This window comes from Rhizobium sp. C1 (genome assembly GCF_021026335.1).
GTDB lineage: Bacteria > Pseudomonadota > Alphaproteobacteria > Rhizobiales > Rhizobiaceae > Ensifer_A.
This window is the reverse complement of record NZ_JAJNCY010000004.1, coordinates 285,750-312,457: the sequence shown is the minus strand read 5'-3', so window position 1 is coordinate 312,457 and position 26,708 is coordinate 285,750. Positions and strand designations below refer to the sequence as shown.

At 61.7% G+C, this 26,708-nt stretch carries 14 protein-coding genes; 7 read left to right on the top strand and 7 right to left on the bottom strand.

Going from position 1 to position 26,708, the window contains the following annotated elements:
- The first annotated feature begins 82 nt into the window (after window positions 1-82).
- The 4 genes from htpX (at window position 83) to purH (ending at window position 5,957) form a co-directional block, all read left to right on the top strand.
- On the top strand, window positions 83-1,039 hold the full coding sequence (htpX, locus tag LQK83_RS11630; RefSeq protein ID WP_230837570.1) for a zinc metalloprotease HtpX: 957 nt from the start codon (window positions 83-85) through the stop codon (window positions 1,037-1,039).
- Window positions 1,036-2,418 carry an RsmB/NOP family class I SAM-dependent RNA methyltransferase gene (locus LQK83_RS11625; protein WP_442966738.1) on the top strand — a complete coding sequence of 461 codons (1,383 nt, stop codon included), beginning with the start codon at window positions 1,036-1,038 and terminating at the stop codon, window positions 2,416-2,418. Before htpX ends, LQK83_RS11625 begins: the two co-directional genes overlap by 4 nt.
- Window positions 2,419-2,534: 116 nt before the next feature.
- Window positions 2,535-4,235: a heparinase II/III family protein gene (locus LQK83_RS11620; RefSeq protein ID WP_230837569.1), complete on the top strand. Its 1,701-nt coding sequence runs from the start codon at window positions 2,535-2,537 to the stop codon at window positions 4,233-4,235.
- Window positions 4,236-4,340: 105 nt separating this feature from the next.
- Window positions 4,341-5,957 (top strand): bifunctional phosphoribosylaminoimidazolecarboxamide formyltransferase/IMP cyclohydrolase, encoded by a 1,617-nt coding sequence (gene purH / locus LQK83_RS11615; protein ID WP_230837568.1) that lies wholly within the window; start codon window positions 4,341-4,343, stop codon window positions 5,955-5,957.
- A gap of 105 nt (window positions 5,958-6,062) precedes the next feature.
- Here purH and hisC read toward each other — a convergent pair whose 3' ends face one another.
- Both hisC and LQK83_RS11605 read right to left on the bottom strand, forming a co-directional pair.
- On the bottom strand, window positions 6,063-7,124 hold the full coding sequence (gene hisC, locus LQK83_RS11610; protein WP_230837567.1) for a histidinol-phosphate transaminase: 1,062 nt from the start codon (window positions 7,122-7,124) through the stop codon (window positions 6,063-6,065).
- 19 nt (window positions 7,125-7,143) lie between these two features.
- A complete protein-coding gene (locus tag LQK83_RS11605; protein WP_230837566.1) occupies window positions 7,144-8,058 on the bottom strand; it encodes a polyprenyl synthetase family protein in 915 nt (304 codons plus the stop codon).
- Between the two features lie 132 nt (window positions 8,059-8,190).
- On the opposite strand from LQK83_RS11605, the gene mtgA reads away from it, so the two are divergent.
- Complete coding sequence (mtgA, locus tag LQK83_RS11600; protein WP_442966745.1) at window positions 8,191-8,943, top strand: monofunctional biosynthetic peptidoglycan transglycosylase; 753 nt, start codon at window positions 8,191-8,193, stop codon at window positions 8,941-8,943.
- Window positions 8,944-9,115: 172 nt separating this feature from the next.
- Window positions 9,116-9,301: a 50S ribosomal protein L32 gene (rpmF, locus tag LQK83_RS11595; RefSeq protein ID WP_016556742.1), complete on the top strand. Its 186-nt coding sequence runs from the start codon at window positions 9,116-9,118 to the stop codon at window positions 9,299-9,301.
- A 131-nt stretch (window positions 9,302-9,432) separates the two neighbouring features.
- On the opposite strand, the gene pyc is transcribed toward rpmF, so the two are convergent.
- Both pyc and LQK83_RS11585 read right to left on the bottom strand, forming a co-directional pair.
- Window positions 9,433-12,894 (bottom strand): pyruvate carboxylase, encoded by a 3,462-nt coding sequence (pyc, locus tag LQK83_RS11590; protein WP_230837564.1) that lies wholly within the window; start codon window positions 12,892-12,894, stop codon window positions 9,433-9,435.
- Between the two features lie 103 nt (window positions 12,895-12,997).
- Window positions 12,998-13,741 (bottom strand): helix-turn-helix transcriptional regulator, encoded by a 744-nt coding sequence (locus LQK83_RS11585; RefSeq protein WP_230837563.1) that lies wholly within the window; start codon window positions 13,739-13,741, stop codon window positions 12,998-13,000.
- A 617-nt stretch (window positions 13,742-14,358) separates the two neighbouring features.
- On the opposite strand from LQK83_RS11585, the gene LQK83_RS11580 reads away from it, so the two are divergent.
- Window positions 14,359-16,119 (top strand): glucan ABC transporter ATP-binding protein/ permease, encoded by a 1,761-nt coding sequence (locus LQK83_RS11580; protein WP_230837562.1) that lies wholly within the window; start codon window positions 14,359-14,361, stop codon window positions 16,117-16,119.
- A gap of 355 nt (window positions 16,120-16,474) precedes the next feature.
- Here the strand turns inward: LQK83_RS11580 and LQK83_RS11575 are convergent, their stop codons facing one another.
- From LQK83_RS11575 to LQK83_RS11565, 3 genes are all read right to left on the bottom strand, one after another.
- Window positions 16,475-24,952, bottom strand: a complete 8,478-nt coding sequence (locus LQK83_RS11575; RefSeq protein ID WP_230837561.1) for a GH36-type glycosyl hydrolase domain-containing protein — start codon at window positions 24,950-24,952, stop codon at window positions 16,475-16,477.
- A gap of 426 nt (window positions 24,953-25,378) precedes the next feature.
- Entirely contained in the window at window positions 25,379-25,831 is a 453-nt protein-coding gene (locus LQK83_RS11570) for a cyclic nucleotide-binding domain-containing protein (protein WP_230837560.1), read from the bottom strand.
- Between the two features lie 96 nt (window positions 25,832-25,927).
- A complete protein-coding gene (locus LQK83_RS11565) occupies window positions 25,928-26,611 on the bottom strand; it encodes a response regulator transcription factor (RefSeq protein ID WP_230837559.1) in 684 nt (227 codons plus the stop codon).
- Window positions 26,612-26,708: the final 97 nt, after the last annotated feature.

Sequence of the window (26,708 nt, the reverse complement as noted above, 5' to 3'; positions counted from 1 at the left end):
ATCATATAAGGACATTTTCGCCACAGCAAAAGTACTTGCGGGGCGATCGATGTCTCTGGACACGCCGTTACGAGGAACGACGATGAATACGATGCGAACCGCCATGCTTCTTGCTTTCATGACTGCCCTGTTCATGGCGGTCGGATTTGCGCTGGGTGGCAAGGCGGGCATGATGATCGCCTTCCTGGTAGCCGCAGCGACGAACCTGTTTTCGTGGTGGAATGCCGACAGCATGGTTCTGCGCATGTATGGCGCGCAGGAGGTCGATGCGCAGAGCGCGCCGGAATATTACGGCATCGTGCGTGATCTCGCGCAGCGCGCCAACCTGCCGATGCCACGGGTCTATATCATCCACTCCGACCAGCCGAATGCCTTTGCGACCGGTCGTAACCCCGAGAATGCAGCGGTGGCAGCCTCCGTCGGTCTGCTCAACGCCCTAAGCCGCGAGGAAGTTGCGGGCGTCATGGCGCATGAGCTTGCCCATATCGAGCATCGCGACACGCTGACCATGACGATCACCGCGACGCTGGCCGGTGCGATTTCCATGCTCGGCAACTTCGCCTTCTTCTTCAGTGATCGTCGAGAAAACAACGGTTTCGGTATCGTCGGCACGCTGATTGCGATGATTGTTGCGCCTTTTGCAGCCATGCTGGTGCAGATGGCGATTAGCCGGACGCGCGAATATGAGGCGGACCGGCGCGGTGCCGAGATTTGCGGCCAGCCGCTGTGGCTTGCCTCGGCGCTGCGCAAGATCGAGGCCTATGCGCATCAGGTGCCGAACATGCAGGCCGAGCATAATCCCGCGACGGCGCATATGTTCATCATCAACCCGCTGTCGGGTGAGCGGATGGACAATCTGTTTTCGACCCATCCAAACACGGATAATCGTGTCTCGGAGCTTGAAAAAATGGCCTCTGCCGGCAATTTCGGATCGACGCCGCCGCGCCCGGCTGCTAATCCGACCCGCAATGCGCGATCCGTGCCGAGCGTATCTTCGGGTGCGGGCCGGCCCAACTCATCCGAAGGACCGTGGTCTTGACGTCAAAACCGGTCCGGCCAAAGCCGGGCTCCGCCTCTCGTGGCGCCATCAAAACTTCCGATAAACCAGGCCTGGCCGCACGTCAGGCGGCGTCCCGCCTGCTGGCAGCGGTGATCGACAAGAAAGCCTCGCTGGACGGGATGCTCGACCAGACGGGCGGCAACCCCGCCTACATGGCGCTTTCGCCGGCTGACCGCGGTCTCGTGCGGGCGATCCTCAATACGGCTCTGCGGCATTTGCCCCGCATCGAGGCCATGATCGGATCGCTGCTCAAGACGCCGCTGCCAGACGGCGCGCGGGCACTTCAGCATGTTCTGATGGTCGCCGCCGCGCAGATCCTCTATCTCGACGTGCCGGATCGGGCTGCGGTTGATCTTGCCGTCGAACAGGCGAATGACGATCCGCGCAACAAGCGATTTGCCAGCCTCGTGAATGCGCTGCTACGACGTCTTTCCTCCGAAAAAGAGCGGCTTCTCAACGAGGTCGGCGCCCCGGTTCCCGCCCTGCCCGACTGGTTCCAAAGCCGTTTGGTCGCCGTTTATGGCCCGGAGGCGGCGCTGGCGATTGCCGAGGCGCACCTGGCGCCGGCGGCCATCGATCTCACCGTCAAATCCGATCCGGAAGGCTGGGCCCAGCGGCTTGGCGGCGTCGTGCTGCCCACGGGCAGCGTAAGGCTGGCCGATTATGAAGGTTCTGTCGTCGATCTTGAGGGCTATGCCGATGGAGAGTGGTGGGTGCAGGATGCTGCCGCTGCAATCCCTGCCCGGCTCTTTGGGAACCTGCAGGACAAGCGTGTTGTGGATCTGTGCGCCGCACCCGGCGGCAAGACGGCGCAGCTGATCCAGGCGGGCGCGAAGGTGACGGCGCTGGACATGTCTGCCAACCGCCTGAAGCGGTTGAAGGAAAATCTTGATCGTTTGCGTTTCGAAGCCGAACTGATTGAGGGCAATGCCGGCGATCATAAGCCGGCCGCGCTCTACGATGCGGCCTTGTTGGATGCCCCCTGCTCCTCCACCGGCACGGCGCGCCGTCATCCGGACGTTCCGTGGACCAAGGGCCTGGACGACGTGCGCAAGCTCGCGGGCGTGCAGGAGCGGTTGCTGCGCCACGCTCTTTCGCTGGTCAAGCCGGGCGGTATCGTCGTTTTCTCCAATTGCTCGCTCGATCCGATCGAGGGCGAGGAGATGATCGGGCGTCTGCTGGCGAGCATGCCTTCAGTGACCCGGGTTCCCGTTACGGCTTCGGTTCTGCCCGGTCTTCCCGACGCGATCACGGCGAAGGGTGAGGTGCGGACGACGCCTGCGATGCTGGAACGCGAAACGGCTGCGGCCAGCGGCATGGATGGTTTCTATGCCTGTGTGCTCAGGCGCGACAGCTAAGCTTTGGCTCTGTTCCGGTTTGGTGAATTTACCATCAACAGCTCTTCCCTGCGTCCTGAATTGACGCAATGGCAGATTATGCCTAGGAATCCTGTTCGATTTCCTAGAGTTTTCTCATGATGGCGCCTTTCGGCCGCAAGATACTGTCTACCCTCTACATGAGGAGCGGCATCCGCCAAGTCCATCAGGCGGCAAATGGTGGCGTTTTTCGTTTCCGCCAAACCTTCAGAAAAGCACCGGAAAAGCTTCTTGTCGCGCCGACGGATCTGCGCGCGTCTGATCCTTTCATCGCCGAAGAAATCTTCAACGGACGCTTTACGCTGGCGGGCCGCACGCTCGATGCCAGCGACGAATCGGTCTTCGATCTCGACCCGCCCTCGCCCGAGTTCGAAACTCGGCTGCATTCCTTCGTCTGGCTGCGGGATTTTCGGGCCACGAAGAGCGACAAGCATTATCAGCGCGCTCAGGAGATTGCTCAGGACTGGATCGCGCGTCATCGCTGGCCCGATGATAGTCCGGTCTGGCGGCCGCAGACGGCGGCGCTTCGCCTCATGTCGTGGCTGTCACATTCCCCCGTCATTCTGAAGTCGGCGCAGCTCGGTTTCTATCGCCGGTTCTTGAAAAGCATCGGCATGCATGTCGATTACCTGCGCTCGGTGGCTCCCACAGCCGGCGACGGACTGGAAGTCATGCGCATTCGCATCGCGCTTGCAATGGCCAGCCTCTCGCTGCCCACGACGCTCGCCGTTGTACAGCGCGCGGGTGCCAGCCTCGATCGCGAACTGGACCGCCAGATCCTGCCTGACGGCGGGCATATTTCGCGCAATCCGCGCGCCATTCTCGATCTTCTCATGGAGTTGCTGCCGCTTCGCCAGACCTATGTGAATCTCGGCCATGAAATGCCTTCGCGGCTGATTCCGGCAATCGATCGGATGTTCCCGGCGCTGCGCTTCTTTCGTCACCAGAGCGGGGAACTGAGCCTTTTCAACGGCGCGACCGCGACACTGGCGACCGAACTTGTGGCTGTGCTGCGCTATGATGAATCCGCAGGCCAGCCCTTCCGAGCCATGCCCTATATGCGCTACCAGCGCATCGGCACGAGCAGCACGGCCATCATCGTCGATACCGGCTATCCGATCACGCAGGAAACGTCGACGCATGCCCATGCGGGCTGCCTCTCCTTCGAACTCTCCTCCGGTGGTCACCGGTTGATCGTCAATTCGGGGTCCCCGCTTTACGGGCCGGAGGAGTATCGACAATTGGCCCGTTCGACGGCCGCCCATTCGACGGTGACGCTGAACGATACTTCCTCGCATAGTTTCGGGCGGCTTTCCGACCTCGGAACGGTGGTCACCGGCGGAGTCAAGCGCGTGGAAGCGACGCGCAAGGAAGATCCGCAGGGCGAAATTCTGGTGGCGAGCCACGATGGCTATCTGGAGAAGTTCGGTCTTTATCACGAGCGCAGCCTTCAGCTTCATCCCAGCGGCACGATTATCCGCGGCGGTGATCGCTTCATGGGCAAGGGCGGCGTGGAACCGCCGGAGAATTGCGGCTTTCAGGCCTCGGCCCGCTTCCACATCCATCCCTCGATCCAGATCCGGCCGGTGGATGACAACGAGGTTCTGCTGGTCGCGCCCGATGCGCAGACCTGGTCTTTCACCTGTATAGATGCCAAGATCGAGGTGGGCGAAGACGTGTTCTTTGCCGACTCGTCCGGCATTCGCGGCTCCCGCCAGCTTGAGATCGTGTTCGATGTCGGCAAACTGCCGGAAATCGGCTGGCGGCTGGAGCAAAAGGGCCGCTTAAAAGCCCGATAAATTGGCATCTTGCGGTTTTCCGGAAGGCGCAACTGTGCTAGGGCGCGAGCAACAGGCTCCGCCCGGCAGGAGCCACGTTTTCCGCTGAGGCAAGAGGTTGAGCCCATGGCTGTCGTTTCCAAGAAAATTCCCGCTCCCGACAAGGTTCGCATCAAGACCGCGCTTCTCTCGGTCTCCGACAAGACAGGCATTGTCGAGGTTGCCAGGGCGCTTGTGGAGCAAGGTGTTACGCTTTTGTCCACCGGTGGTACGCACAAGGCGATTGCCGATGCGGGGCTCGCTGTGAAGGACGTTTCGGAGCTCACCGGCTTTCCGGAAATCATGGATGGCCGCGTCAAGACGCTGCATCCGACCGTTCATGGCGGCCTGCTCGCCATTCGCGACGACGAAGAGCACAAGGCGGCCATGGCGGCCCACGGTATCATCGATATCGATCTCGCCGTCATCAACCTCTATCCGTTCGAAGAGGTTCGCTCCAAGGGCGGCGATTATCCGACCACGGTCGAGAATATCGACATCGGCGGCCCGGCCATGATCCGCGCTTCGGCCAAGAACCACGCCTATGTCACCATCATCACCAATCCGGCGGACTACGAAACCCTGATCGGCGAATTGAAGTCGAATGCCGGTTCGACCTCCTATGATTTCCGACGCAAGATGGCGGCTGCCGCCTACGCGCGCACGGCTGCTTACGATGCGGCAATTTCCAACTGGTTTGCCGACGAACTGAACCTCGGCATGATGCGCCATCGCGCCATCGGCGGCGTGCTCAAGGAAGAAATGCGCTATGGCGAAAACCCGCACCAAGCGGCCGGCTTCTACATCACCGGCGAAAACCGCCCCGGCGTTGCCACGGCGGCGCTGCTGCAGGGCAAGCAGCTTTCCTACAACAACATCAACGACACGGATGCGGCTTACGAGCTGGTCGCCGAGTTCCGGCCTGAGCAGGGCCCTGCCTGCGCGATCATCAAGCATGCCAATCCGTGCGGCGTTGCCACGGGTTCGAGCCTTGCGGATGCCTACCGCCGGGCGCTGGCCTGCGACTCGACGTCTGCCTTTGGCGGCATTATTGCGCTGAACCAGGAACTGGATGCGGAAACCGCTGCAGAAATCGTCAAGCTCTTCACCGAGGTGATCATTGCCCCGTCTGTAACCGATGAGGCCAAGGCGCTCATTGCCGCAAAGCCAAACCTGCGTCTTCTGGCCGCCGGCGGCCTTCCCGATCCGCGCAAGGGCGGTATCATGGCCAAGACCGTCTCAGGCGGTCTGCTCGTCCAGTCGCGCGACAATGCCATGGTCGAGGACATGGCGTTGAAGGTGGTGACCAAACGCGCGCCGACGGCGCAGGAACTGGAAGACATGAAGTTCGCCTTCCGCGTCGCCAAGCATGTGAAGTCGAATGCCGTTGTTTACGCCAAGGACGGCCAGACGGCGGGCATCGGCGCCGGCCAGATGAGCCGCATCGACTCCGCCCGCATCGCCGCCATCAAGGCCGAAGAGGCAGCCAAGGCTGCCGGCTGGGCCGAGCCGATGACCAAGGGCTCTGCCGTGGCGTCCGAGGCCTTCCTGCCCTTCCCGGACAGCCTGCTTTCCATGATCGCCGCCGGCGCCACGGCGCTGATCCAGCCGGGCGGCTCGATCAAGGATGCGGATGTGATTGCCGCAGCCGACGAGGCGGGCGTGGCCATGGTCTTCACAGGAATGCGGCATTTCCGGCATTAACGCCGGTTGCCCCCTACAGACGTAATCTACAAAAAAGGGGCCTCTCGGCCCCTTTTTCATGAATTGCTGTCAAGCGTGATTCACGTGAAACCACAGCTATCTTGGTCAGTCCGCCAGAATGTCATCCAGCGCTTCGATTAACCGGTCGCATTCCTCCTCCGTGCCGATGGAGATGCGCAGATAGGCGTCTATGCGCGGCTTGGCGAAGTGGCGAACGAGAACTGCCCGTTCGCGGAGCTTCGCCGCGAGGTCGGCCCCAGCGAAATCCGGGTGGGTGGCGAAGACGAAATTGGCGAGCGACGGCAGGACGCGGAAACCGCGTTGCTCGAGGCCTGAAACCACGCGAGTTCGGCTCGCGATGATGCGGTCGCAGCATGTCTTGAACCATTCCACATCCTCGATCGCAGCCTTGGCAGAAACCTGCGCCAGCTTGTCGAGCGGATAGGAGTTAAAACTGTCCTTCACCCGTTCCAGCGCGTCTATCAGCGGGCGCTGGCCAATGGCGAAGCCGACGCGCATGCCGGCAAGCGAGCGCGACTTGGAAAAGGTCTGAACCACCAGAAGGTTCGGATATTTGCGCGTCAGGGCAATGGCGCTGTCGCCGCCGAAGTCGATATAGGCCTCGTCGATCACCACCGGCTGGTCCGGATGGGCGGCCACCAGCGCCTCGATCTCGGAAAGCGGCAGGCCGATGCCGGTCGGGGCATTCGGGTTGGGCAGGATGATGGCGCCGCAGTGCTGATCGTAATCCGATAGCCGGATTCCGAAGTTCTCGTCCAGCGGCACCTGCTGCGTCTCGATGCCATAAAGCTGGCTGTAGACGGGATAGAAGCTGTAGGTGATGTCCGGATAGAGAAGCGGCGCCTCGTGGTTCAGCAGGCCCATGAAGGTGTGGGCGAGAACCTCGTCCGAGCCGTTACCCACGAACACGTCGTCGGCATTCACCCCGTGAAGGCTGGCGATGGCTTGGCGTAACTCCAGAGCGGAAGGATCAGGATAGAGCCGCAGGCGGTCGTCGGCGGCGTGGCGGATGGCTTCCAGCGCCCTGGGCGAGGGACCATAGGGGTTCTCGTTGGTATTCAGCTTCACCAGGTTGGCGATGCGCGGTTGTTCGCCAGCAACATAAGGCTTCAGCGTCGAGACGATAGGGGACCAGTATTTGCTCATGGGTTCCGTTTTCCCGGGATCAGTTTTTCCGGTTCGCGACAAAGCGGGCGGCGGCCTTCAGCACGTCTGCCTTTTCGCCATAGTATGAAAGCAGGGTCTCGGCCTCTTCGACAAGCTCAACCAGCCGCTTGCGCGTCCAGTCGATACCGTGAAGGGCAGGCAGTGTGCCCTTGCCTTTGGCGGCATCCTTGCCGGCGGCCTTGCCAAGCGTTGCGCTGTCTGCGGTGAGATCGAGAAGATCGTCGGCAAGCTGGAAGGCGAGGCCGATCTTGCGGCCGAATTCGGAGAGCCGTGCTGCATCTTCTTTCGATGCGCCGGAGAGAATCGGACCGGCTTCGCAGGCAAAGCGGATCAGCGCACCGGTCTTCATCGCCTGCAGCGTGACGATGCCAATTTCATCCGGTGTCCGCGTTTCTGCCTGCAGGTCCAGCATCTGGCCGCCGGCCATGCCACCGAGACCGGAGGCGCGGGCAAGTTTCAGCGTCAGGGCGACCTTGGCTTCCGCGGCGAGCTTCGTCTCGCCATCGGCGAGGATATCGAAGGCGTAGGTCAGCAACGCATCGCCGGCAAGGATCGCGGTCGCCTCGTCAAAGGCCTTGTGGACCGTCGGCTGGCCGCGGCGCATGTCGTCATCGTCCATGGCGGGCAGGTCGTCATGAACCAGCGAATAGCAGTGGATGCATTCAAGTGCCGCAGCAACGCGCAGCGCGGCCTCTTCCGGGCCGCCGAACAGTCGGGCCGTCTCCAGGACGAGGAAGGGCCGCATCCGTTTGCCGCCATTCAACACGCCGTGCCGCATCGCTGCCATCAGGCGTTCGGGGCGGGCGGTTTCGCCCGGCAAGGGAGCCACGCCCAAAAGCGCGGAGAGAAGGGCCTGTACGGCCTGTGCTGCGCCTTGCAGCCTTTCATCAAAGATCGCATCGGTTCCGGTCATGATTTTTCATTTGCACTTCGGTTTCGTCGTGGCAATGGCGGGACAGGGGCTTTTCGTTAAAAATTTGGCCGCCACTGGTCTTGGTGGCCCCGAGCCTTTATGCATTCCTTCATGGCGATGATGGAAGACGACATCCCGACGCCGCCCGAGCGGGTCACGGAAGAGGCAGAGGTGAGACCCCGCAAGCGACTGATCGACTGGATCTGGCCGCGCGGACCGCTCTGGCTCCGCGCGCTGCGGCTGCTTTTCGTGTTGCTGCTGCTGCCCTATGCGCTGATCCTTGTCTATTGGCCGCCCTTCATTCACCCTGTCTCGACGCTGATGCTGACCGATCTCGTTCTATTCAAGGGCTATGACCGGCGCTGGGTCGATCTCGATGAGATCGCACCGGTGCTCGTCAAATCGGTGATGATGTCGGAGGACGGGCAGTTTTGCCGGCATTACGGCGTTGATTTCGTGCAGCTGAAGGGCGTAATCGACGATACGCTGAAGGGCGAGGAAACGCGCGGCGCGAGCACCATCCCCATGCAGACGGTGAAGAACCTTTATCTGTTCAATGGCCGCTCCTTCATCCGCAAGGGACTGGAGCTGCCGCTGGCCTTTGCCACCGATTTCGTCTGGTCGAAGGCGCGGATCATGGAGGTCTATCTCAATATAGCCGAATGGGGACCCGGCATTTACGGGATCGAGGCCGCGGCGCAGACCTATTTCAAGGTGCCGGCTTCCAGGCTCACGGCGAGCCAGTCCGCACTTCTCGCCGCGGCGTTGCCCAACCCGTATGTTCGGGTGCCGGACAGGCCGTCGCGGGCTATGCGGGCTATTGCCGGGATTGTTGCCCGTCGCGCAGCCCGCTCAGCGGATTATGTGCGCTGCATCTATCCCTGATTGGCGGCATGAAAGCGTCATGTGACCGTATCGCGACAAAAATTGCTGCGGGGTCTAGCCAAAGTCCACAGCTTTATGTATAAGCGCGCCAATTTCCGACATCGGCAATGTCCATCCGGCCATTCAAACCGGCCTGTGACAGAGCTTTGCCTGACACATTGGAGTACGTTAAATGGCTGTTCCGAAAAGAAAAACTTCCCCGTCCAAGCGCGGCATGCGTCGTTCGGCCGATGCGCTGAAGGCTGCGACCTACGTTGAAGACAAGAATTCCGGCGAACTTCGCCGTCCGCACCACATCGACCTGAAGACCGGCATGTACCGTGGTCGTCAGGTTCTGACGCCGAAGGAAAGCGCATAAGCGCTTCTCTCTGCTGAGGATTAGGAAGCCGGCTTTCGAGCCGGCTTTTTTGTTGTCCTGAAGACAGGTTAAGACAAAAAAAGCCGCGCATCCCGAAGATGCGCGGCTATTTGTTCTCCAGCGTAAGCGGCTCAGGCGCCGTAGACGATCAGCAGGTCCTTGGCGTCGATCTGGTCGCCGGTGCGGACCAGAACTTCGGCAATGGTGCCATCCTTTTCGGCATGCAGCGCCGTTTCCATCTTCATGGCTTCGATGGAGAGCAGCACGTCGCCGGCTTTGACAGTCTGGCCGGAAGAAACGGCGACCGTCGAGATCACGCCCGGCATCGGCGCGCCGAGATGGGCGGCATTGCCGGCTTCCGCCTTGCGGCGGATGGCGCCACCGGAGGCGCCGTGGGCGCGGTCCGGAACCTTGATGCGGCGGGGCTGGCCGTTCAGCTCGAAGAAGACCGTGACCATGCCCTTGTCATCCGCAACGCCCTGCGCCTGGTTGACGATGACGAGCGTCTTGCCCTTCTCGATATCGACGAACAGCTCCTCGCCGACCGGCAGGCCGTAGAAATAGGCCGGCGTCGGCAGCGTCGAGACAGGGCCGTAAAGCTCGGCAGCTGCGGCGAAGTCGGTGAAGACCTTCGGATACATGAGATAGGAGGCGAATTCGAACTCCGAGATCTCGCGTTCCAGCTTCTCTTCGATCGCCTTGCGTTCGGCGGCGAGATCGGCATCTTCCAGCAGGGAGCCAGGACGAACCGTGTAGGCCGCATCGCCCTTTAGGGCTTTCTTCTGCAGGACTTCCGGCCATCCGCCCGGAGGCTGGCCGAGGTCGCCCTTGAGCATGGAGACCACCGATTCGGGGAAGGAAACGTCCTTTGCCGGATTCTCGACATCCGCAACCGTCAGGTCCTGGCTCACCATCATCAGCGCCATGTCGCCGACGACCTTGGAGGAAGGCGTCACCTTGACGATATCGCCGAACATGCGGTTGGCATCGGCATAGGCCTGGGCCACTTCGTGCCAGCGGGTTTCGAGACCGAGCGAGCGGGCCTGTTCCTTGAGGTTGGTGAACTGGCCGCCCGGCATTTCGTGCAGATAGACTTCCGAGGCCGGACCCTTGAGGTCGCTTTCGAAGGCCGCGTACTGGTTACGCACGGCTTCCCAATAGAAGGAAATGCGGCGGATCCAGCCCGTGTCGAGGCCCGGGTCACGCTCGCCGCCCTTCAGCGCCTCGACGATCGAGCCGAGGCACGGCTGCGAGGTGTTGCCTGAAAGCGCGTCCATGGCGGAATCAACGGCATCGACGCCCGCATCCACGGCCGCGAGAACGGTCGCCGCTGCAATGCCGGACGTGTCGTGCGTGTGGAAGTGGATCGGCAGGTCGGTCGCCTCACGCAGCGCCTTGAAGAGCATCGTCGCAGCCGCCGGCTTCAGGAGGCCTGCCATGTCCTTCAGTGCGATGATATGCGCGCCGGCGCGTTCCAGTTCTCGGGCGAGCTCGACATAGTATTTCAGGTCGTATTTCGGACGAGCAGAGCTGAGGATGTCGCCGGTGTAGCAGATGGCGGCTTCGCAGAGCTTGTTCTCTTCGGCCACGGCGTCCATGGAGACACGCATGTTCTCAACCCAGTTCAGGCAGTCGAAGACGCGGAAGAGATCAATGCCGCCGGCCGATGCCTGCTTGACGAAATGCTTCACCACATTGTCGGGATAGTTCTTGTAGCCGACGCCGTTGGCGCCGCGCAGCAGCATCTGCAGGAGCAGGTTTGGCGCGCCTTCGCGGATCAGAGCCAGACGTTCCCACGGGTCTTCCGTGAGGAAGCGCATGGAGACGTCGAAGGTCGCGCCGCCCCAGCATTCCAGCGAGAGCAGGTTCGGCAGTGCGCGGGCATAGGTGCCGGCAATGCGCGCGATGTCATAGGTGCGCATGCGGGTGGCGAGCAGCGACTGGTGGCCATCGCGCATGGTCGTATCGGTCATGAGCACGCGCTTTTCGGCGCGCATCCACTCACCGAAGCCCTTCGGACCCAGTTTATCGAGAAGCTGCTTCGTGCCATCCGGTACCGGGCCGTCGATGAAGGGCAGGATCGGAGCTGCGGCATCTTCCGGCGGACGGGCGCGGCCCTTGGCTTCCGGATGGCCGTTGACGGTCACATCGGCGATGTAGGTGAGCAGCTTGGTGGCGCGGTCCTGGCGCTTGACCTGCTGGAACAGTTCCGGTGTCGTGTCGATGAAGCGCGTCGTATAGCTGTTGTCGCGGAATTTCGGGTGGCCGATAATGGCTTCGAGGAAGGTGAGGTTGGTGGCGACGCCGCGGATACGGAATTCGCGCAGCGCGCGCTCCATGCGGTGGATCGCCTCGTCCGGGTTCGGCGCCCAGGCCGTGACCTTTTCCAGCAGCGGATCGTAATAGCGGGTGATGACGGCGCCCGAATAGGCTGTGCCGCCGTCGAGACGAATGCCGAAACCGGTCGCGCCGCGATAGGCGGTGATGCGGCCATAGTCCGGGATGAAGTTATGTTCCGGGTCTTCCGTCGTGATGCGGCACTGGAGCGCATGGCCGTTGAGACGGATGTTTTCCTGCGAGGGTACACCCGATTCCGGTGTGCCGATGGCAAAGCCGTCCAGAATGTGGATCTGCGCCTTGACGATGTCGATGCCGGTGACCTGTTCGGTCACGGTATGCTCGACCTGAATGCGTGGGTTCACTTCGATGAAGTAGAATTTGCCGGTATCGGCATCCATCAAATATTCGACGGTGCCCGCGCCGATATAGTTCGTGGATTCGGCGATGCGCAGCGAATAAGAGGCCAGTTCGGCGCGCTGTTCAGCCGTGAGGTAAGGTGCCGGCGCGCGCTCAACGACCTTCTGGTTGCGGCGCTGGATCGAGCAGTCGCGTTCGAAAAGGTGCACGACATTGCCGTGGGTGTCGCCGAGAACCTGGCTTTCGACGTGGCGCGCGCGCTCCACGAGCTTTTCGAGATAGACTTCGTCCTTGCCGAAGGCGGCCTTGGCTTCGCGCTTACCTTCGTTCACTTCCCGAAGCAGGTCGTTCGGGTCGCGGATGGCCCGCATACCGCGACCGCCACCGCCCCAGGAGGCCTTGAGCATGACCGGATAGCCGATCTCCTCGGCCAGACGCTTGATTTCTTCCTCGTTGTCCGGGAGAGGATCGGTCGCGGGAACGACCGGAACACCGATGGAGATCGCCAGATTGCGTGCGGCCACCTTGTTGCCCAACTGGCGCATGGTTTCCGGCTTCGGGCCGATGAAGATGATGCCGTTTTCGGCGCAGGCCTCGGCAAATTCGGGGCTTTCAGAAAGAAGGCCATAACCGGGGTGGATGGCGTCTGCACCGGAAAGTTTGGCGACGCGAATGATTTCATCAATCGAAAGATAGCTCTCGATCGGGCCCAGATCGCGTTCGAGATGCGGTCCGCGGCCGACCTGATAGCTCTCGTCTGCCTTGAAACGGTGAAGCGCCAGCTTGTCTTCTTCCGCCCAGATCGCCACGGTCTTGATGCCGAGTTCGTTTGCAGCGCGGAAAACGCGGATTGCGATTTCAGAACGGTTTGCGACGAGAATTTTGGAAATCGTCAAGGTCTTCCCCCATGATTGGCAGCTCCCATGCTGCACCCGCTAACAAATTGTTAGCGCCTCGCGACACGAAGTTCAACGAGACTCTTTGCAGAGGGATCTTAACTCAGGAGACCAGGCCCTGGCGGAATGCCAATGCGACAACATGCTGGCGATTTCGCGCCTCCAGCTTCTCCTGGATGCCGTTCATGTACCAGTCGACGGTGTGGCTGGAGAGGTTCAGCGCCTTGCCGATTTCCTGCGATGTCATTCCATCGGCCAGAAAGTGAAGCACTTCCAACTCGCGCCGCGTCAATTTGATCTCCGGCGGTAGCGGCTGTGGCTGGTCGCCCTGCCCGGCAACGCGGAACCGCAGGAGTTCCAGGAACATCAGCTTCGCCACCTGCTCGAAAAGTGAAATCTCCACGGGTGTCATGTCCACCGGCATGCCGCCGAGTGTCACATTGCCGATAAGCCCTTGGCGTCCGTGCACCGGAAAAATATAGCCGTCTTCCAGGCCGAGCTTTGCCGCTTCCTTGAACATCTGGTCTATACGGCGCTTCTGAGGGTCCGTCTTGAAGGCTTTTCGCGCCTCTTTCCAGCGAAAGGCGCCGGCCGCCCGCCCGAGATACCGCACGGTCGGATCGACCAGAACGAAGCGGTTGGCGATATAGGTTTCGGGCCATTTCGGCGGCCACTTGCCGGCAAGAACCAGCGTCATCGGGTCCTGATGCGGGCGCGGCTGCATCAGAATGCCATAATATTCGAACCGATACTGTCGGATAAGATGCTCGAAATCGGCAATCAATGTCTTCGGATTTTCATGCTCCCGCCCCATGACGAGAAACTGGACGATTGCATTGATGCTCATTTCGTCACCCATTCGCCCGACCCGAAACATCGAAATCGGCAAGCCCGCGATATCGAGCGTGAGGCACGAATTCAGCTTCCACCAAAAGACGCAGAAGAAGATGGCCACGCGCGGCTTCGCCGCGTACCGCCACCTCGTCTGATATATGGAAACATATATAAACTCAATATCTTAGATGTATATGGACGGCAAAGCTTCGCTCTGTCAAGAAGGCGAGCTTACGATTTCCATGCAATTTCAGGTTCTGCCGGCCCGAATTGCGCGCGTTGCCACCCCGGACCCATGGCCTCCCGCAGGTGGGCGCTATAGACAAAGAAAAAACGAATTCCGCGTCTTAAAGCGCTTCCCGATACTCTAATTTTCGCGCTGTCCAAGCGCTCATGTGTGGAGCGAGGCACCGCTCAGGTTCTGTTCATCTGCGCTGGCTATCTTCATATGGTGCGCAGTCATTGCTTGAGCGCTGAAGTGCGATGTGTTCGTAAATCGCTGCGAACAGCGAATCGCCAAGCGCTGCGACGGATGTTCCTGTAAGACTGCGCCGTGATATGTTGCCGTTGCTGTCCCGGATCTCGCCGGATGCCGCACGGCCTTGAAATACATGGAAAGGCAAACGCCAAGTGTCACTTACCAAGGTCTATCTCAGGGCGCTTCGCTACCTCGCCGAAGAGCGGCTGAGGGTGTCGATCGTCATCATCAGCAATATCGTGCTGGCGCTTGTCGCCATTGCCGAGCCGATTCTTTTCGGCCGGATCATCGATGCGATGTCGTCGGGCGCCAATTCGCTGCCGGTGCTGATGGCATGGGCAGGGCTCGGCATTTTCAACACGGTGGCCTTCGTCCTGGTTGCCCGTGAGGCCGACAGGCTGGCGCATTCCCGCCGCTCGGGGCTTCTTGCGGAAGCGTTTGCGCGCATCATCTCCATGCCGCTTGCCTGGCATAGCCAGCGCGGAACATCCAACGTGCTGCACACGTTGCTGCGCGCCTGCGAGACGCTGTTCGGCCTCTGGCTCGAATTCATGCGAACGCATCTTTCGACCGCTGTAGCCCTGGTGCTGCTGGTACCGGCGGCGCTCTCCATGGACGTGCGGCTTTCGATCGTGCTGCTGCTGCTGGGTATTCTCTACTGGTTGACCGGGCAGGTCGTCATGAACCGCACACGCGAAGGCCAGGCGGCTGTCGAGGAGCATTACCATCAGGTCTTCTCGCATGTCAGCGACACAATCAGCAATGTGCCGGTGCTGCACAGCTATAACCGCATCGAGCGCGAGACGCAGGCGCTGAGGGAATATACCGGCCGGCTCCTGTCGGCGCAGTTTCCGGTTCTGGACTGGTGGGCGCTTGCCAGCGCGCTCAACCGCATCGCCTCCACGATTTCCATGATGGCGATCCTCATTCTCGGTTCGATCATGGTGAAGAGCGGTGAGATCAAGGTTGGCGATGTCATTGCCTTTATCGGCTTTGCCAACCTGCTGATTTCCCGTCTCGACCAGATCAAGGGCTTTGCAAGCCAGATCTTCGAGGCGCGGGCCAAGCTCGAGGAATTCTACAAGCTCGAGGATTCCGTGCGCGAGCGTGAGGAATCGACCGAGGCGGAAGATCTCGGCCAGGTCTCTGGCAAGGTGGAATTCCGCAACGTCTCGTTCGATTTCGCCAATACGACGCAGGGCGTCCGTGACGTGTCCTTCACGGTTGAAGCCGGGCAGACGGTCGCTATCGTCGGGCCGACGGGCGCGGGCAAGACCACGCTGATCAACCTGTTGCAGCGCGTCTACGATCCCCAGCAGGGCGAGATCCTGATCGACGGCGCGAACATCACCAAGGTCACGCGCAAATCGCTGCGCCGCGCCATCGCCACCGTCTTTCAGGATTCCGGCCTGCTCAACCGGTCGATTTCGGACAATATCCGTATCGGACGCGAAGATGCCACGACCGATGATGTGATCGAGGCGGCGCGCGCCGCTTCGGCGGATGATTTCATCGAAAGCCGCGTCGCGGGCTATGACACGGTGGTCGGCGATCGCGGAAACCGGCTTTCGGGCGGCGAGCGCCAGCGTATCGCGCTGGCGCGTGCCATCCTCAAGGATGCGCCGATTCTGGTGCTGGACGAGGCGACCTCTGCACTCGACGTCGAGACGGAAGCCCGCATCAAGACGGCAATCGACCGTCTGCGCGCCAACCGCACGACCTTCATCATCGCCCACCGTCTCTCCACGGTTCGCGATGCCGATCTGGTCATCTTCCTCGATCATGGCCGTATTGCCGAGCAGGGCACCTTCGATCATCTCAGCCACAGCAACGGCCGCTTTGCCGCCCTGCTGCGGGCTTCCGGCATTCTCACCGACGATCTGGTGAAGAGCGCGCATCCGGCCGCCGAATAAGGGGCGGCCGACTTATCGTCGGAGCGTCTCGGGTGAATGGAAGGCGCCCGGAACGGTCTTTCTTGTTGTCTTCGCGTCGTTCCAGAGGTGGCACCGGCACCTGGCTTTAGGCTTTGACGGTTCTTTTGCAAGCTGGACCGTCTCCTGCAAACCCGGGTTCACCGGCTTGGGCGCGCTGGCCGATCTTTCGTGAAAGGGGGGTCGGCAGAAGCATGGCCGGCCAGTTGATGTTATCCTCCCTGACCGCTTTTGCCAGACGTCAAAAAGCCGCCGCATCGGATCGATGCGGCGGCTTTTTCTGTTCTGCTCACCCAAGGAATTGGGGGAGGGAGGGCGCTTAATGCGCTCGCCCCTGTTACTTCGGCTTGATCGAAGCCTGTTCCTTCGCGCCGTTCACGCTGGTCTCGATCTCACCCGCCGCGCTGCGGCTTGCCTTGATCTCGACCGTCTTGCCGGCCAGTTCGATCCGCGCGGTGAAGCCGCTCCATTCGGCCGGCAGCGTCGGATTGGCGATGACATCGGCGCCCTTGCGTTCGATGCCGAGCAGGCCTTCGACGATGGCGCGGTAGATCCAGCCGGCCGAGCCCGTGTACCAGCTCCAGCCGCCCTGACCGCGCAACCCACCTTCGCTATAGATATCGGCAGCGACGGCATAGGGTTCCGTGCGGTAGCGTTCGGCCGCCTCGCGATCCGTGGAATGGCGGATCGGCAAGAGGCAGTCGAGGCACTGCATGGCCTCTTCCGGGCGGCCCGACTTGGCCAGCGCCAGCGCCAGCCATGCGCCGGCATGGGTATATTGCCCGCCGTTTTCGCGAATGCCGGGCGGATAGGCGCGGATATAGCCGGGGTCTTTGTCCGTGGTGGCATAGGGCGGGTTGAACAGGCGCAGGATGCCCGCGTCGTGCTCCAGCAGGTTTGCAAGCGCTGCGTCGAGCGCCTGCTTGCTGCGGTCGGGATTGCCCTGGCCCGAGAGTACGCTCCAGGACTGGGCAATCGAATCGATGCGGTTCTCATCGCTCGTTGCCGCACCAAGCGGCGTACCGTCGTCATAATAGGCGCGACGATAGTAATGACCGTCCCAGCCGGCGGTTTCGATGGCGTCGCGTAGACGCTCCAGATGCGTACGCCAGTTGTTGGCGCGCGCCTGGTCGCCACGGCTTTCCGCCACGGGGATGAAACGGGACAGCGTACCGGCGAGAATCCAGGCAAGCCACACGCTTTCGCCGCGGCCGGCCACGCCGACGCGGTTCATCCCGTCGTTCCAGTCGCCGCCGAGGATCAGCGGAAGGCCGTTCGGACCCGTCCTTGCAAGGGCGAGATCAAGGCCGAGAGCGGCGTGTTCGTAGACGCTCGCCGTCTGTTCCGAGGTTTCCGGACGGAAGAAGGAGTCATGCACGTCTTGCGCCAGAAGCGGTCCGGTGATGAAGGGCACGGTCTCGTCGAGGATCGTCGTGTCGCCCGTCGCGGTCACATACTGGTCGAGTGCATAGGCCAGCCAGACGACGTCGTCCGAGATATGGGTGCGGACGCCCGCACCGTTCTCGGCGAGCCACCAATGCTGCACATCGCCTTCCGCGAACTGGCGTCCGGCCGCCGTCACGATCTGGCGACGCGCGATTGACGGATCGTGGAGCATCAGCGCCAGCGAATCCTGCAGCTGATCACGGAAGCCGTAGGCGCCGCTTGCCTGATAGAAGGCGGCGCGGGCCGTGATGCGGCAGGCGAGCATCTGATAGGGCAGCCAGCCGTTCAGCATATGGTTCAGGGCGCGATCCGGCGTATCGATGCGGACCTTGCCGAGAAGGGTGTTCCAGCGCGCCTTGTTGGCGTCAAGCGCACTTGCGAAGTCCGCAGAAATCGCCGCTGCCGACAAGGCTTCAGCTGCCGCATCATTGTCGCCATCGCCCAGCGCAAAGACGAATTCGCGCGTGTCGCCCGGCTGGAGGATGATGTCGATGGCGAGCGCCCCGCAAGGGTCGCCGTCGTGGTTCATCTGGCCGGATAGCGCGTGCGCACCCGTCACGGAAGCCGGGCGGCGGATGTCGCCCCAGCGTCCGATGAACTCGCCGCGCGAGGCCGTCGCGCTCGAGACATCGGCGTTCACCGCGAAGAAGGCCGTGCGGCCGGAATGCGTGATGCTGTACGGGTTGGAGGCAAACAGAACCTGCTTGTTCTCCGTCGCGCGGCAGGCCACGAAGGGCGCGGTCCGGTTCGGGTTGTTGCCCAGCATCCATTCGACATAGCCGTAGATGCGGAAGCTGCGCGAGATCGAACCCTTGTTGGAGAGCGTCAGACGCGAGAGCTTCACCGGCTTGCCGGGGAGCAGCGTCTGGCTGAGCTCGATGCCGACCTGTTCCTGAACGCTACGGAAGGTTGAATAGCCGAAACCATGGCGGGTTTCGAATTCCACCGATTCGCGTTCGCTTAAGCCCGCAAAGGGCGTCAGGACCGCACCGCTGTTGAGATCGGCGATATAGAAGGTTTCGCCGGGACGGTCGCTCACCGGGTCGTTCGACCACGGGGTCAGCGGGTAATCGCGCGAATTCTTGCTCCAGGTGAAGCCGCCGCCTTCGGCCGCGACGTGGAAGCCGAAGTCGTTTTCGGCGATCACGTTGATCCACGGATGCGGCGTCGATTCGCCGCCGCGCAGGCGAATGACATATTCGTCGCCCTGGGTGGAGAAGCCGCCATAGCCGTTCCAGAATTCCAGGCCGTCGCCGGAGAGCGTACCTGCCTCCTTGATCGATCTGGACCGATAGCGGGGGGCTTCCGGCGGGGCTTCGAGAACGCGGTTTTCGAAGAGCGACACGGTGCGGGCGATCTGTTCGGAAATCGCGCCGTTGCGGGCATGGAAGACCGCGCGGGAGGAGGCGAGCAGGGAGGCCCAGGTGGCATCGTCCATCAGGTCGCGGCGTACCGCGAAGATGTGCTGGCGCGGACCGTCGGACTGGCCGCGCAGGCGCGCATTCTCGCACATGGAATCCAGCGTGTGCTGCATGTCCTGCGCATAAGACGTGGCGCGTTCGTTCACGATGACCAGATCGGCGGTGACGCCGCGCGAGCGCAGATATTCCTGTGCGCGCAGCGCGCCCCAGGCGACGTTGAGGTCAACGTCGTCGTTGATGCGCAGCATGAAGATCGGGAAGTCCCCGGAGATCGCCAGCGGCCACAATGCCGTCTGCGACGCGGCCATCGCTTCCGCCGAACCGGCATCGGCGCGCAGGAGCGTTTCCGGATAGACCAGATAGCGGCCGAGGATCTGGAAGGCGGTTGCCTCCTGCGGCGAGGCGCCGACATGGCGCATCTGCACCTGGCTGCGGGTCCAAGAATGGATGTATTCGTGGCCGAAGGCGTCCGGGTGACGGTAACGCTCGATGGCCTGGTCGATCATATCGCGGTTCGGTGCGGCAATCGTCCAGAAGATGGCGCTGACCTTCTTGCCGGCCGGGATGCGCACGACGCGGCGCAGCGACAGGATCGGGTCGAGCGTGTAGCCGTCCGTGCCCGAAAGCGTTGTGCCCGGATCGAAAGCGGCGGCATCGGCGATCGAACGGCCGCGGCCGATAAAGTTCCGGCGGCTGGTCTCGAATTCCGTCGGACGGGTTTCGCCCGTCGGATCGGCGATCAGGTGCGCGATATGCGTACCCGGATCGCTCGGCGAACGCTTGTTGCGCCACGCGCGGATCACATCGCCGCGGCGGCCGATTTCCGTGCGGATGAACATTTTCGAAAAGAGCGGATGGGCAATATCCGCCTCGTCCGTCGAAATCACCGGCTCGAGATAGGAGGTCAGCTCGATATGGCGATCTTCGTGGCCGAGATTGGTGATGGTGATGCGGCGGCCTTCGGCATCGTGCTCGGTGCCGGTAATCACCTCGACATGGCTCATCAACGTGCCGACAGTCTTGTAGAATTCGGCACGGTCGTCACCGAAGATGACTTTGTTGACTTCGCCCTTTGCGCGGCGGGGCTCGACGGTGGAGGACCACCACTCGCCCGATTCCATGTCGCGCAGGAAGATGAACGTGCCGTGGCGGTCTTCGGTCGGATCGGGCTTCCAGCGGGCAACCGTCTGGCCGTTCCAGCGTGAATAGCCCGCGCCGCCCGTCGTCAGCATGACAGAGTAATGGCCGTTCGACAGGAAAACGGTCTGGCGATCCTTCACTTCCGGGTTGTCGATGGTGCGGATTTCCGGACGCGGCAGGTTGTCGCCGACCTTGTTGCCGGGCTGGTTGGCCTCGTGCTTGGCGCTCATGACCGGGATTTCGCGCGGCGCCTTTTCCTGCAGCAGGAGTTCGGCCGCTTCGATCACCGGATCGGAGTGGAAGAGTTCGCGCAGGTGGCCGTTGAAGGCGACGTTTGCGACAGCCGCGATCGACATGCCGTGGTGGTGGGCCATGTAGTTATAGACCACCGCACAGGTCTGTCCTTCCGGGACACGGGTCGGCGTGAAGTCGACCGCATCGTGGAAGCCGTAACGGCCGAGCGCGCCGAGCTTGCGCAGGCGCTGGAGGTTTTCGAACGCCTCGACCGGTGCATACTGGCTGGCGAGCAGCGAGGCATAGGGCGCAATCACGGCGTTCTGGCCGAGACCGCGCTTGAGGCCGAGCGTCGGCACACCGAAGTTGGTGTACTGGTAGGTCAGTTCGTGGTCGCGGGCGTTGAAGGCCGCTTCCGAAATGCCCCACGGAATGCCGCCCAGACGGCGGGCGTGGTTCATCTGCTCCTTGACGACGAGGTTCGAGGTCTGATTCAGCACACCGCCCTGACGCTCCTGCATGACGAGCGGCGGCATCAGATATTCGAACATCGAGCCGGACCAGGAGACCAGCGCGCCGCGCGAGCCGACCGGCACGACCTGACGGCCGAGCTTGAACCAGTGTTCCGTCGGCAGGTCGCCCTTGGCGACTGCGAAGAGGCTGGTGAGGCGGGCTTCGGAGGCCAGAAGGTCGTAGCAGGCTTCGTCGAGTTCGTTGGAGGAGACGCGGTAGCCGATGGACAGCAGCCGGCGTTCCGGACGGAACAGGAAGCGGAAGTCCATGGCGAAGGCGAGCGAACGCGTCGTATCGCGCAGCACTTCGAGGCGCTTGCGCAACGCGTCAATCATGGCGAAGTCGAATTCGCTGTCAGCGACATGCGCCTGACAGGTGCGCGACAGCGCAGTAGCCCACCACGCAACCTCGCCGCTCTTTTCGCTGCCGATCTCGTGGTCGAGATTGGCGGAGAGCTTTTCCAGGTCTTCGGCGAGCTCGGCGAGACCCGTGATATGGATCGTGGCCGGCTCGTTTTCACTACGGGCTTCGTTGAGCGTCTTCAGGAAGCCGGCGGTCAGTTCCTTGATGCGCTTGCGCAACGGGCGAACTGTCTTGCGGTCGTCCGGCAGCTCGGCCATCGCCTCCTGGAAGATCATCACGGCGTCGGCTATGCCGTCGAGGCTCGACTGCAGATGCGCAGAGGGTGCTTCCGCCCAGTCGCGGCATTGCGAGGAGATCGCGATGAGGTGGCCGGCGAGGTTGCCGCTGTCCACCGCCGAGATATATTGCGGGCCCAGCGTTTCCAGCGTTTCCGTGTAATACCAATTGAACAGATGGCCGCGGTATTTCTGCATCCGTTCGACAGTCGCGACCGTCTGTTCGAGACGGCTCACGGTGTCTTCGAAGCCGATCCAGCCGAAGTCGCGGGCGGAGACGACGGAGAGAAGATAGACGCCGATATTGGTCGGCGAGGTGCGTGCCGCGATGACCGGGTTCGGCGTTTCCTGGAAGTTGTCCGGCGGCAGGAAGTTCTGCTGCGGGGTCACGAAGGTCTCGAAATAGCGCCACGTGCGGCGCGCGATCAGACGCAGGCCCTGCACCACGTCGGCCGGCGTTTCGAGACGGTCTTCGGTCTCGGCCGACTGGCTGACGCGCCAGGCGATATAGGGGGAGAGCATCCAGGCGATGCCGAGCGGCAGGCCGGCATAGACGTGGTAGATGCCCTTGGTGCCTGCAAAGCCGAGCGCGAGCGCTGCCAGTACCGGCGCCTGCCACATCGAGCGATAATAGGCGTGCACGTCGCCCTGTGCGCCGCTCTGCACCTGGGCTGCGGTGCGCCATTCCAGAAGCAGCTTGCCCGAGACGATGGAGCGATAGAGGGCGCGGATGATCGCGTCCGTCATCAGATAGGCATTGTGCGCGATGAAGGTTGCGCGCAGCGCCACCATGGCGGAAGCCGAGCGGATTTCGTCCTGCAGGCGCTGGAAATGCCCCCGCATGACGATGTCCGTGCGACGCGGCATGACGATGGAAAGCAGCGACAACGTCGGCGAGATGGTCAGCGTCAGGATGAGTGCGATCTGCCAGAGCACGGCATACATCGGCGTCATCAGGAGCCAGCCCCAGACGGCGGCCAGCGTCCAGGCCGCCGGCGTCAGCGAGCGGCGCAGGTTGTCGAGCATCTTCCAGCGGGCAAGGCCGTTGACCCCCGAGCGCGGGTCGAAAATATAGGGCAGGAGCTGCCAGTCGCCGCGCGCCCAGCGATGCTGGCGCGAGCTTTCGACCTCGTAGCGGGTCGGAAAGTCTTCGACGAGTTCGACATCGGTCACCAGCGCGCAGCGCGACAGCGAACCTTCGAGAAGGTCGTGGCTGAGAACGCGGTTTTCCTCGATACGGCCCTTGATGGCGGCCTCAAAGGCATCGACGTGATAGAGGCCCTTGCCGGTGAACGTGCCTTCGCCGGTCAGGTCCTGATAGACGTCGGAGACGGTGAAGACGTAAGGATCGATGCCGCGATTGGCGGAGAAGATACGCTGGAAGGCGGAGGCTTCCTTGCCGGTCGTGAGCGACGGTGTCACGCGCGGCTGCAGAATGCCGTAGCCTTGCGTGACGCGGCGGGTCTTCGGATCGATCACGGGCTTGTTGATCGGATGGGCGATCTTGCCGACCAGCTTGGTGACCGCGTCGCGCATCAGGCGCGTGTCGGCGTCGAGCGTCACGACATATTGCACACCTTCCGGAACCTGGTTGGCGCCGGTCATGAAGCTGGTATCGTGGTCGCCGCGGAGCAGCAGGTTCAGCTCGTGCAGCTTGCCGCGCTTGCGTTCCCAGCCCATCCAGCATCCTTCGGCCGGATTGTATTGGCGGCGGCGATGCAGCAGCATGAAACGGTTTCGGCCGTCATAGGCATAGCGCGCGGCGAGCTTGGCCACTTCGCTCTTGGCATAGTTCAGAACGTCGATATCGGCCTGCGTTTCTTCCTTCTGGGCATCGGCCCAGTCGGAGAGAAGCGCGAAATAGATCTCGCCATGCGGGTTGGCGAGATAGTGAACCTCGAGATTGCGGACGAGTTCGTCCACCGTGTCACGGCTCGTGATCATGCAGGGGACGACGAGCAGCGTGCGCTCCTCGGCCGGGATGCCGTCCTTGTATTCGTAACCCGTCAGGCGCGACGGGGTCAGGACGAACGACGAGAGGGTATTGAAGAGGCCGATGGCGCCTTCCGAGGAGGGAAGAGCGAAAAGCACGGCGAGCGGCAGGATATGTTCGTAAGGAACACCTGCATGCGTCAGGAACCAAGCCATGAAGCCCATGACCAGCAGCGTCAGGACACTGACCGGCGCGGCAATCGCCAGCCAGTCGAGCTTGCGCAGCCAGATGCGGCCATAATCCAGCAGCGAATTGCTGTAGCCGATGGCCTCCTTCAATTCGCCAATCCGCTTGCCGGCGAGGAATTCGCCCACATTGGCGTTGCGATTGGCGGCCAGCTCCATCGCTTTCGAGGCGATGTCGATTTCCGAGAAGCTCGAGCGTTTGGCAAGTTCCTCGATCGTGTCGCGATACTGGTTGCGCGAGCCGAAATCGAGATCGTGATAATCGGTGCCTTCGCCCAGCAGGCTGTCCACCTTGCTGACGCTTTCCACCCAGACCGGCCATTCGCCGTCATCGATCTCGCGCAGCGACCGGATGATGCTGCTCATCGTCGCATTGCCGGAGGAGAGGCGATTGTGCTCGTTGACGATCACTTCCTCGCCGTCGCTGCCGCGCTTTTCGAGCTCGGCTTCTAGCCAGGCGATGGCCATGCCGGAGGTGTGGCTGCCGTCGCGCAGGCGATAGAGGAACTGGGCTGCGAACGTGTTGTCGCGCGCCGGCTCTTCCAGGGTCTTCAGCTTTTCGGCGAGACGTGCGGGGTCCTTGATGCGGAGAAGCTGGTCAGCCTCGTCATTGGCCCACTTGCGCATGCGGCGGGAGTTTTCGACGCGTGTCGAAATGCGGGCGAGGTTTTCGACCAGGACGAAACGCACCATCGACGGAATGGCCCACAGTTCGCCGATGGAGAAAGTTTCGAACGTCTGGAAGCCCTGGACGAGAGCGGTCAGCGTTTCGCGGGAGACTGTGGAATGCGTGTGGGCGACATAGAGCCAGGCGAGTGCCAGTGTACGCGGGATCTCCACGTTGCCGGCAAGACGCATCAGTGTCAGTTCGCGATAGTAGCGCTTGGGGAAGTCGCGGCGGACTTCCTGGATGGCTTCTTCGATGATGTAGTGGTTGTCGAGCAGCCATTCGGCTGCCGGCGTGATCGAAGCGCCGTTTTCGACGTCGCGCGCGGCGGAACGGTAGACGCGGAGGATTTCGCGCTCGTTTTCCTTGTTGCGCGCGAAGAAGTCGAAGGGCTCGAAGACAGGAAGCGTGTTGATCTCGCCGGTTGCGAGCCGCTCGCCAACCTTGGCAAGCCCGTCCATCGGCAGATATTCCGCGCGAATGGCGTTGTTGTGCTCGATCCGCCGGGTCTCGGTTTCCGATTTGATCCGGCGCGGCGTGTTCTGAAGAGTTGTCGTGTCCAAGATAGCTTCCGTCATTTTGCGGCATTGCCGCTCATTTGCCCGCAAGCCCTTACCGTCTGCAGCCGTCCGAAATAGGGCATCGCGAGGGATACCCCTAATCGAGCGAATCTGAATGATGGATGAAGAAAAGCAGGACGACGTATAGAAACAACATCTTATGCCGGTCAGGCGGTCACATCACCCTCCGGTCATTCTTGCCTGACATGCAGGCTCCCCCGATTCCGCAGCCACCCGCAAGGGTATGCAGTTTTGCCGTGATGTAGAAAAATGGCAATTTTGCGCCTAAAAGGCAAGGAGACTTTAAACGTTTAAAAATGGTTAAGCGCTAAGCTTCGCTGGGTAGAGTCTAGGCAAATATAGAGAGTTGCAATTACCGTGACACGCTGAATCCTGACGGGTGGTTTTTCTTCTGCGCTGCCCTGCTGCAGGACTTCCCTTGTCTTAGGAGAATTTCTGCTCGATCCGGCTCAGCTCGCCGATCATCCGATTGAGGTTGTCGCGGATGCGTTGGTCCAGAACGACTGCAACCTGCGGAAATTCTTCCATCAACCGCGAGAAAAGCGAGCGGGTGACATGCAGGACCTCACTGTCTTCGACAGCGACCGCTGTCAGGCTGCATTCGTGCTCGCTGATCAGCGCCAGTTCACACAGCAGCGAGCCGGGACCGGCATCCTCGATGCGGCGATTGCCCTGCCGGGTCGGAACGGCAAGACCAATCATTCCCGAAGAGACGACGAAGGCGGTGGAGACGCGGGTTCCGGGCGTGAAGAGCGTATGTCCGCGCGTCAGCTGCCGCTTGTCGGCACCGAAGGCGAGAAGGCGCAATTGCTCGTCATTCATGCCGCGAAAGAGCGGCACACGCGACAAGAGGTCTATATCGGACTTCAGCGACATGGAGTGTCTCGGATTATAGAACCTCTCGGGTTCTGGCTTCTTTGTTTCTCGTTTGTCTTTTCGGGAAAACCGGCGCCCACTTTTCCCTGACAAACTCTACGGAATGATCTTGTAGCCGCCGTTTTCGGTGACCAGGATTTCAGCGTTGGACGGGTCGCGCTCGATCTTCTGGCGCAGGCGGTAGACATGGGTTTCCAGCGTATGCGTGGTGACGCCGGAGTTATAACCCCAGACCTCTTCCAGCAGCACGTCGCGGGTTACGACCTTCTGGCCGGCGCGATAAAGGTAGCGGATGATGGCCGCTTCCTTTTCCGTCAGGCGGATTTTCTGGCCCGACTGGTCGACCAGCAGTTTCTGGCTGGGCTTGAACGTGTAGGGACCGACCGTGAAGGTCGCGTCCTCGCTCTGCTCATGCTGGCGTAACTGCGCGCGCATGCGGGCGAGAAGCACGGCGAACCGGAAGGGCTTGGTCACATAGTCGTTGGCGCCGGCTTCCAGTCCGAGAATGGTGTCGGAATCCGTGTCGTGTCCGGTCAGCATGATGATCGGGGCCTTGAAACCGCCGCGGCGCAGCAATTTCACGGCCTCGCGGCCGTCCATGTCAGGGAGACCGACATCCATGATCAGCAGATCGACAGGGTTGTTGCGGGCTGCCTGCACCCCCTTCGTTGCGGTTTTTTCCTGCAGGACGTGGAACTCCTCATAAAGCCCCAGTTGGTCGACCAGCATCTCGCGCAGGTCGTCGTCGTCGTCCACCAGCAAAATCGTCCGGGTGCCCATCAGCCAAAAGCCCTTGCATCAAACATGAACAGGTTTCTAAATCATCGGCGCAGAAATGAAAACAATTGCCCAATCGATTTCCAATGCCGCCCGAATA

What these genes read in the sequence shown, in the direction of transcription:
- htpX (WP_230837570.1), top strand. Translation starts at nt 83, where the DNA reads ATGAATACGATGCGAACCGCCATGCTTCTTGCTTTCATGACTGCCCTG.
- LQK83_RS11620 (WP_230837569.1), top strand. Translation starts at nt 2,535, where the DNA reads ATGATGGCGCCTTTCGGCCGCAAGATACTGTCTACCCTCTACATGAGG.
- purH (WP_230837568.1), top strand. Translation starts at nt 4,341, where the DNA reads ATGGCTGTCGTTTCCAAGAAAATTCCCGCTCCCGACAAGGTTCGCATC.
- hisC (WP_230837567.1), bottom strand. Translation starts at nt 7,124, where the DNA reads ATGAGCAAATACTGGTCCCCTATCGTCTCGACGCTGAAGCCTTATGTT.
- LQK83_RS11605 (WP_230837566.1), bottom strand. Translation starts at nt 8,058, where the DNA reads ATGACCGGAACCGATGCGATCTTTGATGAAAGGCTGCAAGGCGCAGCA.
- rpmF (WP_016556742.1), top strand. Translation starts at nt 9,116, where the DNA reads ATGGCTGTTCCGAAAAGAAAAACTTCCCCGTCCAAGCGCGGCATGCGT.
- LQK83_RS11585 (WP_230837563.1), bottom strand. Translation starts at nt 13,741, where the DNA reads ATGAGCATCAATGCAATCGTCCAGTTTCTCGTCATGGGGCGGGAGCAT.
- LQK83_RS11575 (WP_230837561.1), bottom strand. Translation starts at nt 24,952, where the DNA reads ATGACGGAAGCTATCTTGGACACGACAACTCTTCAGAACACGCCGCGC.
- LQK83_RS11570 (WP_230837560.1), bottom strand. Translation starts at nt 25,831, where the DNA reads ATGTCGCTGAAGTCCGATATAGACCTCTTGTCGCGTGTGCCGCTCTTT.
- LQK83_RS11565 (WP_230837559.1), bottom strand. Translation starts at nt 26,611, where the DNA reads ATGGGCACCCGGACGATTTTGCTGGTGGACGACGACGACGACCTGCGC.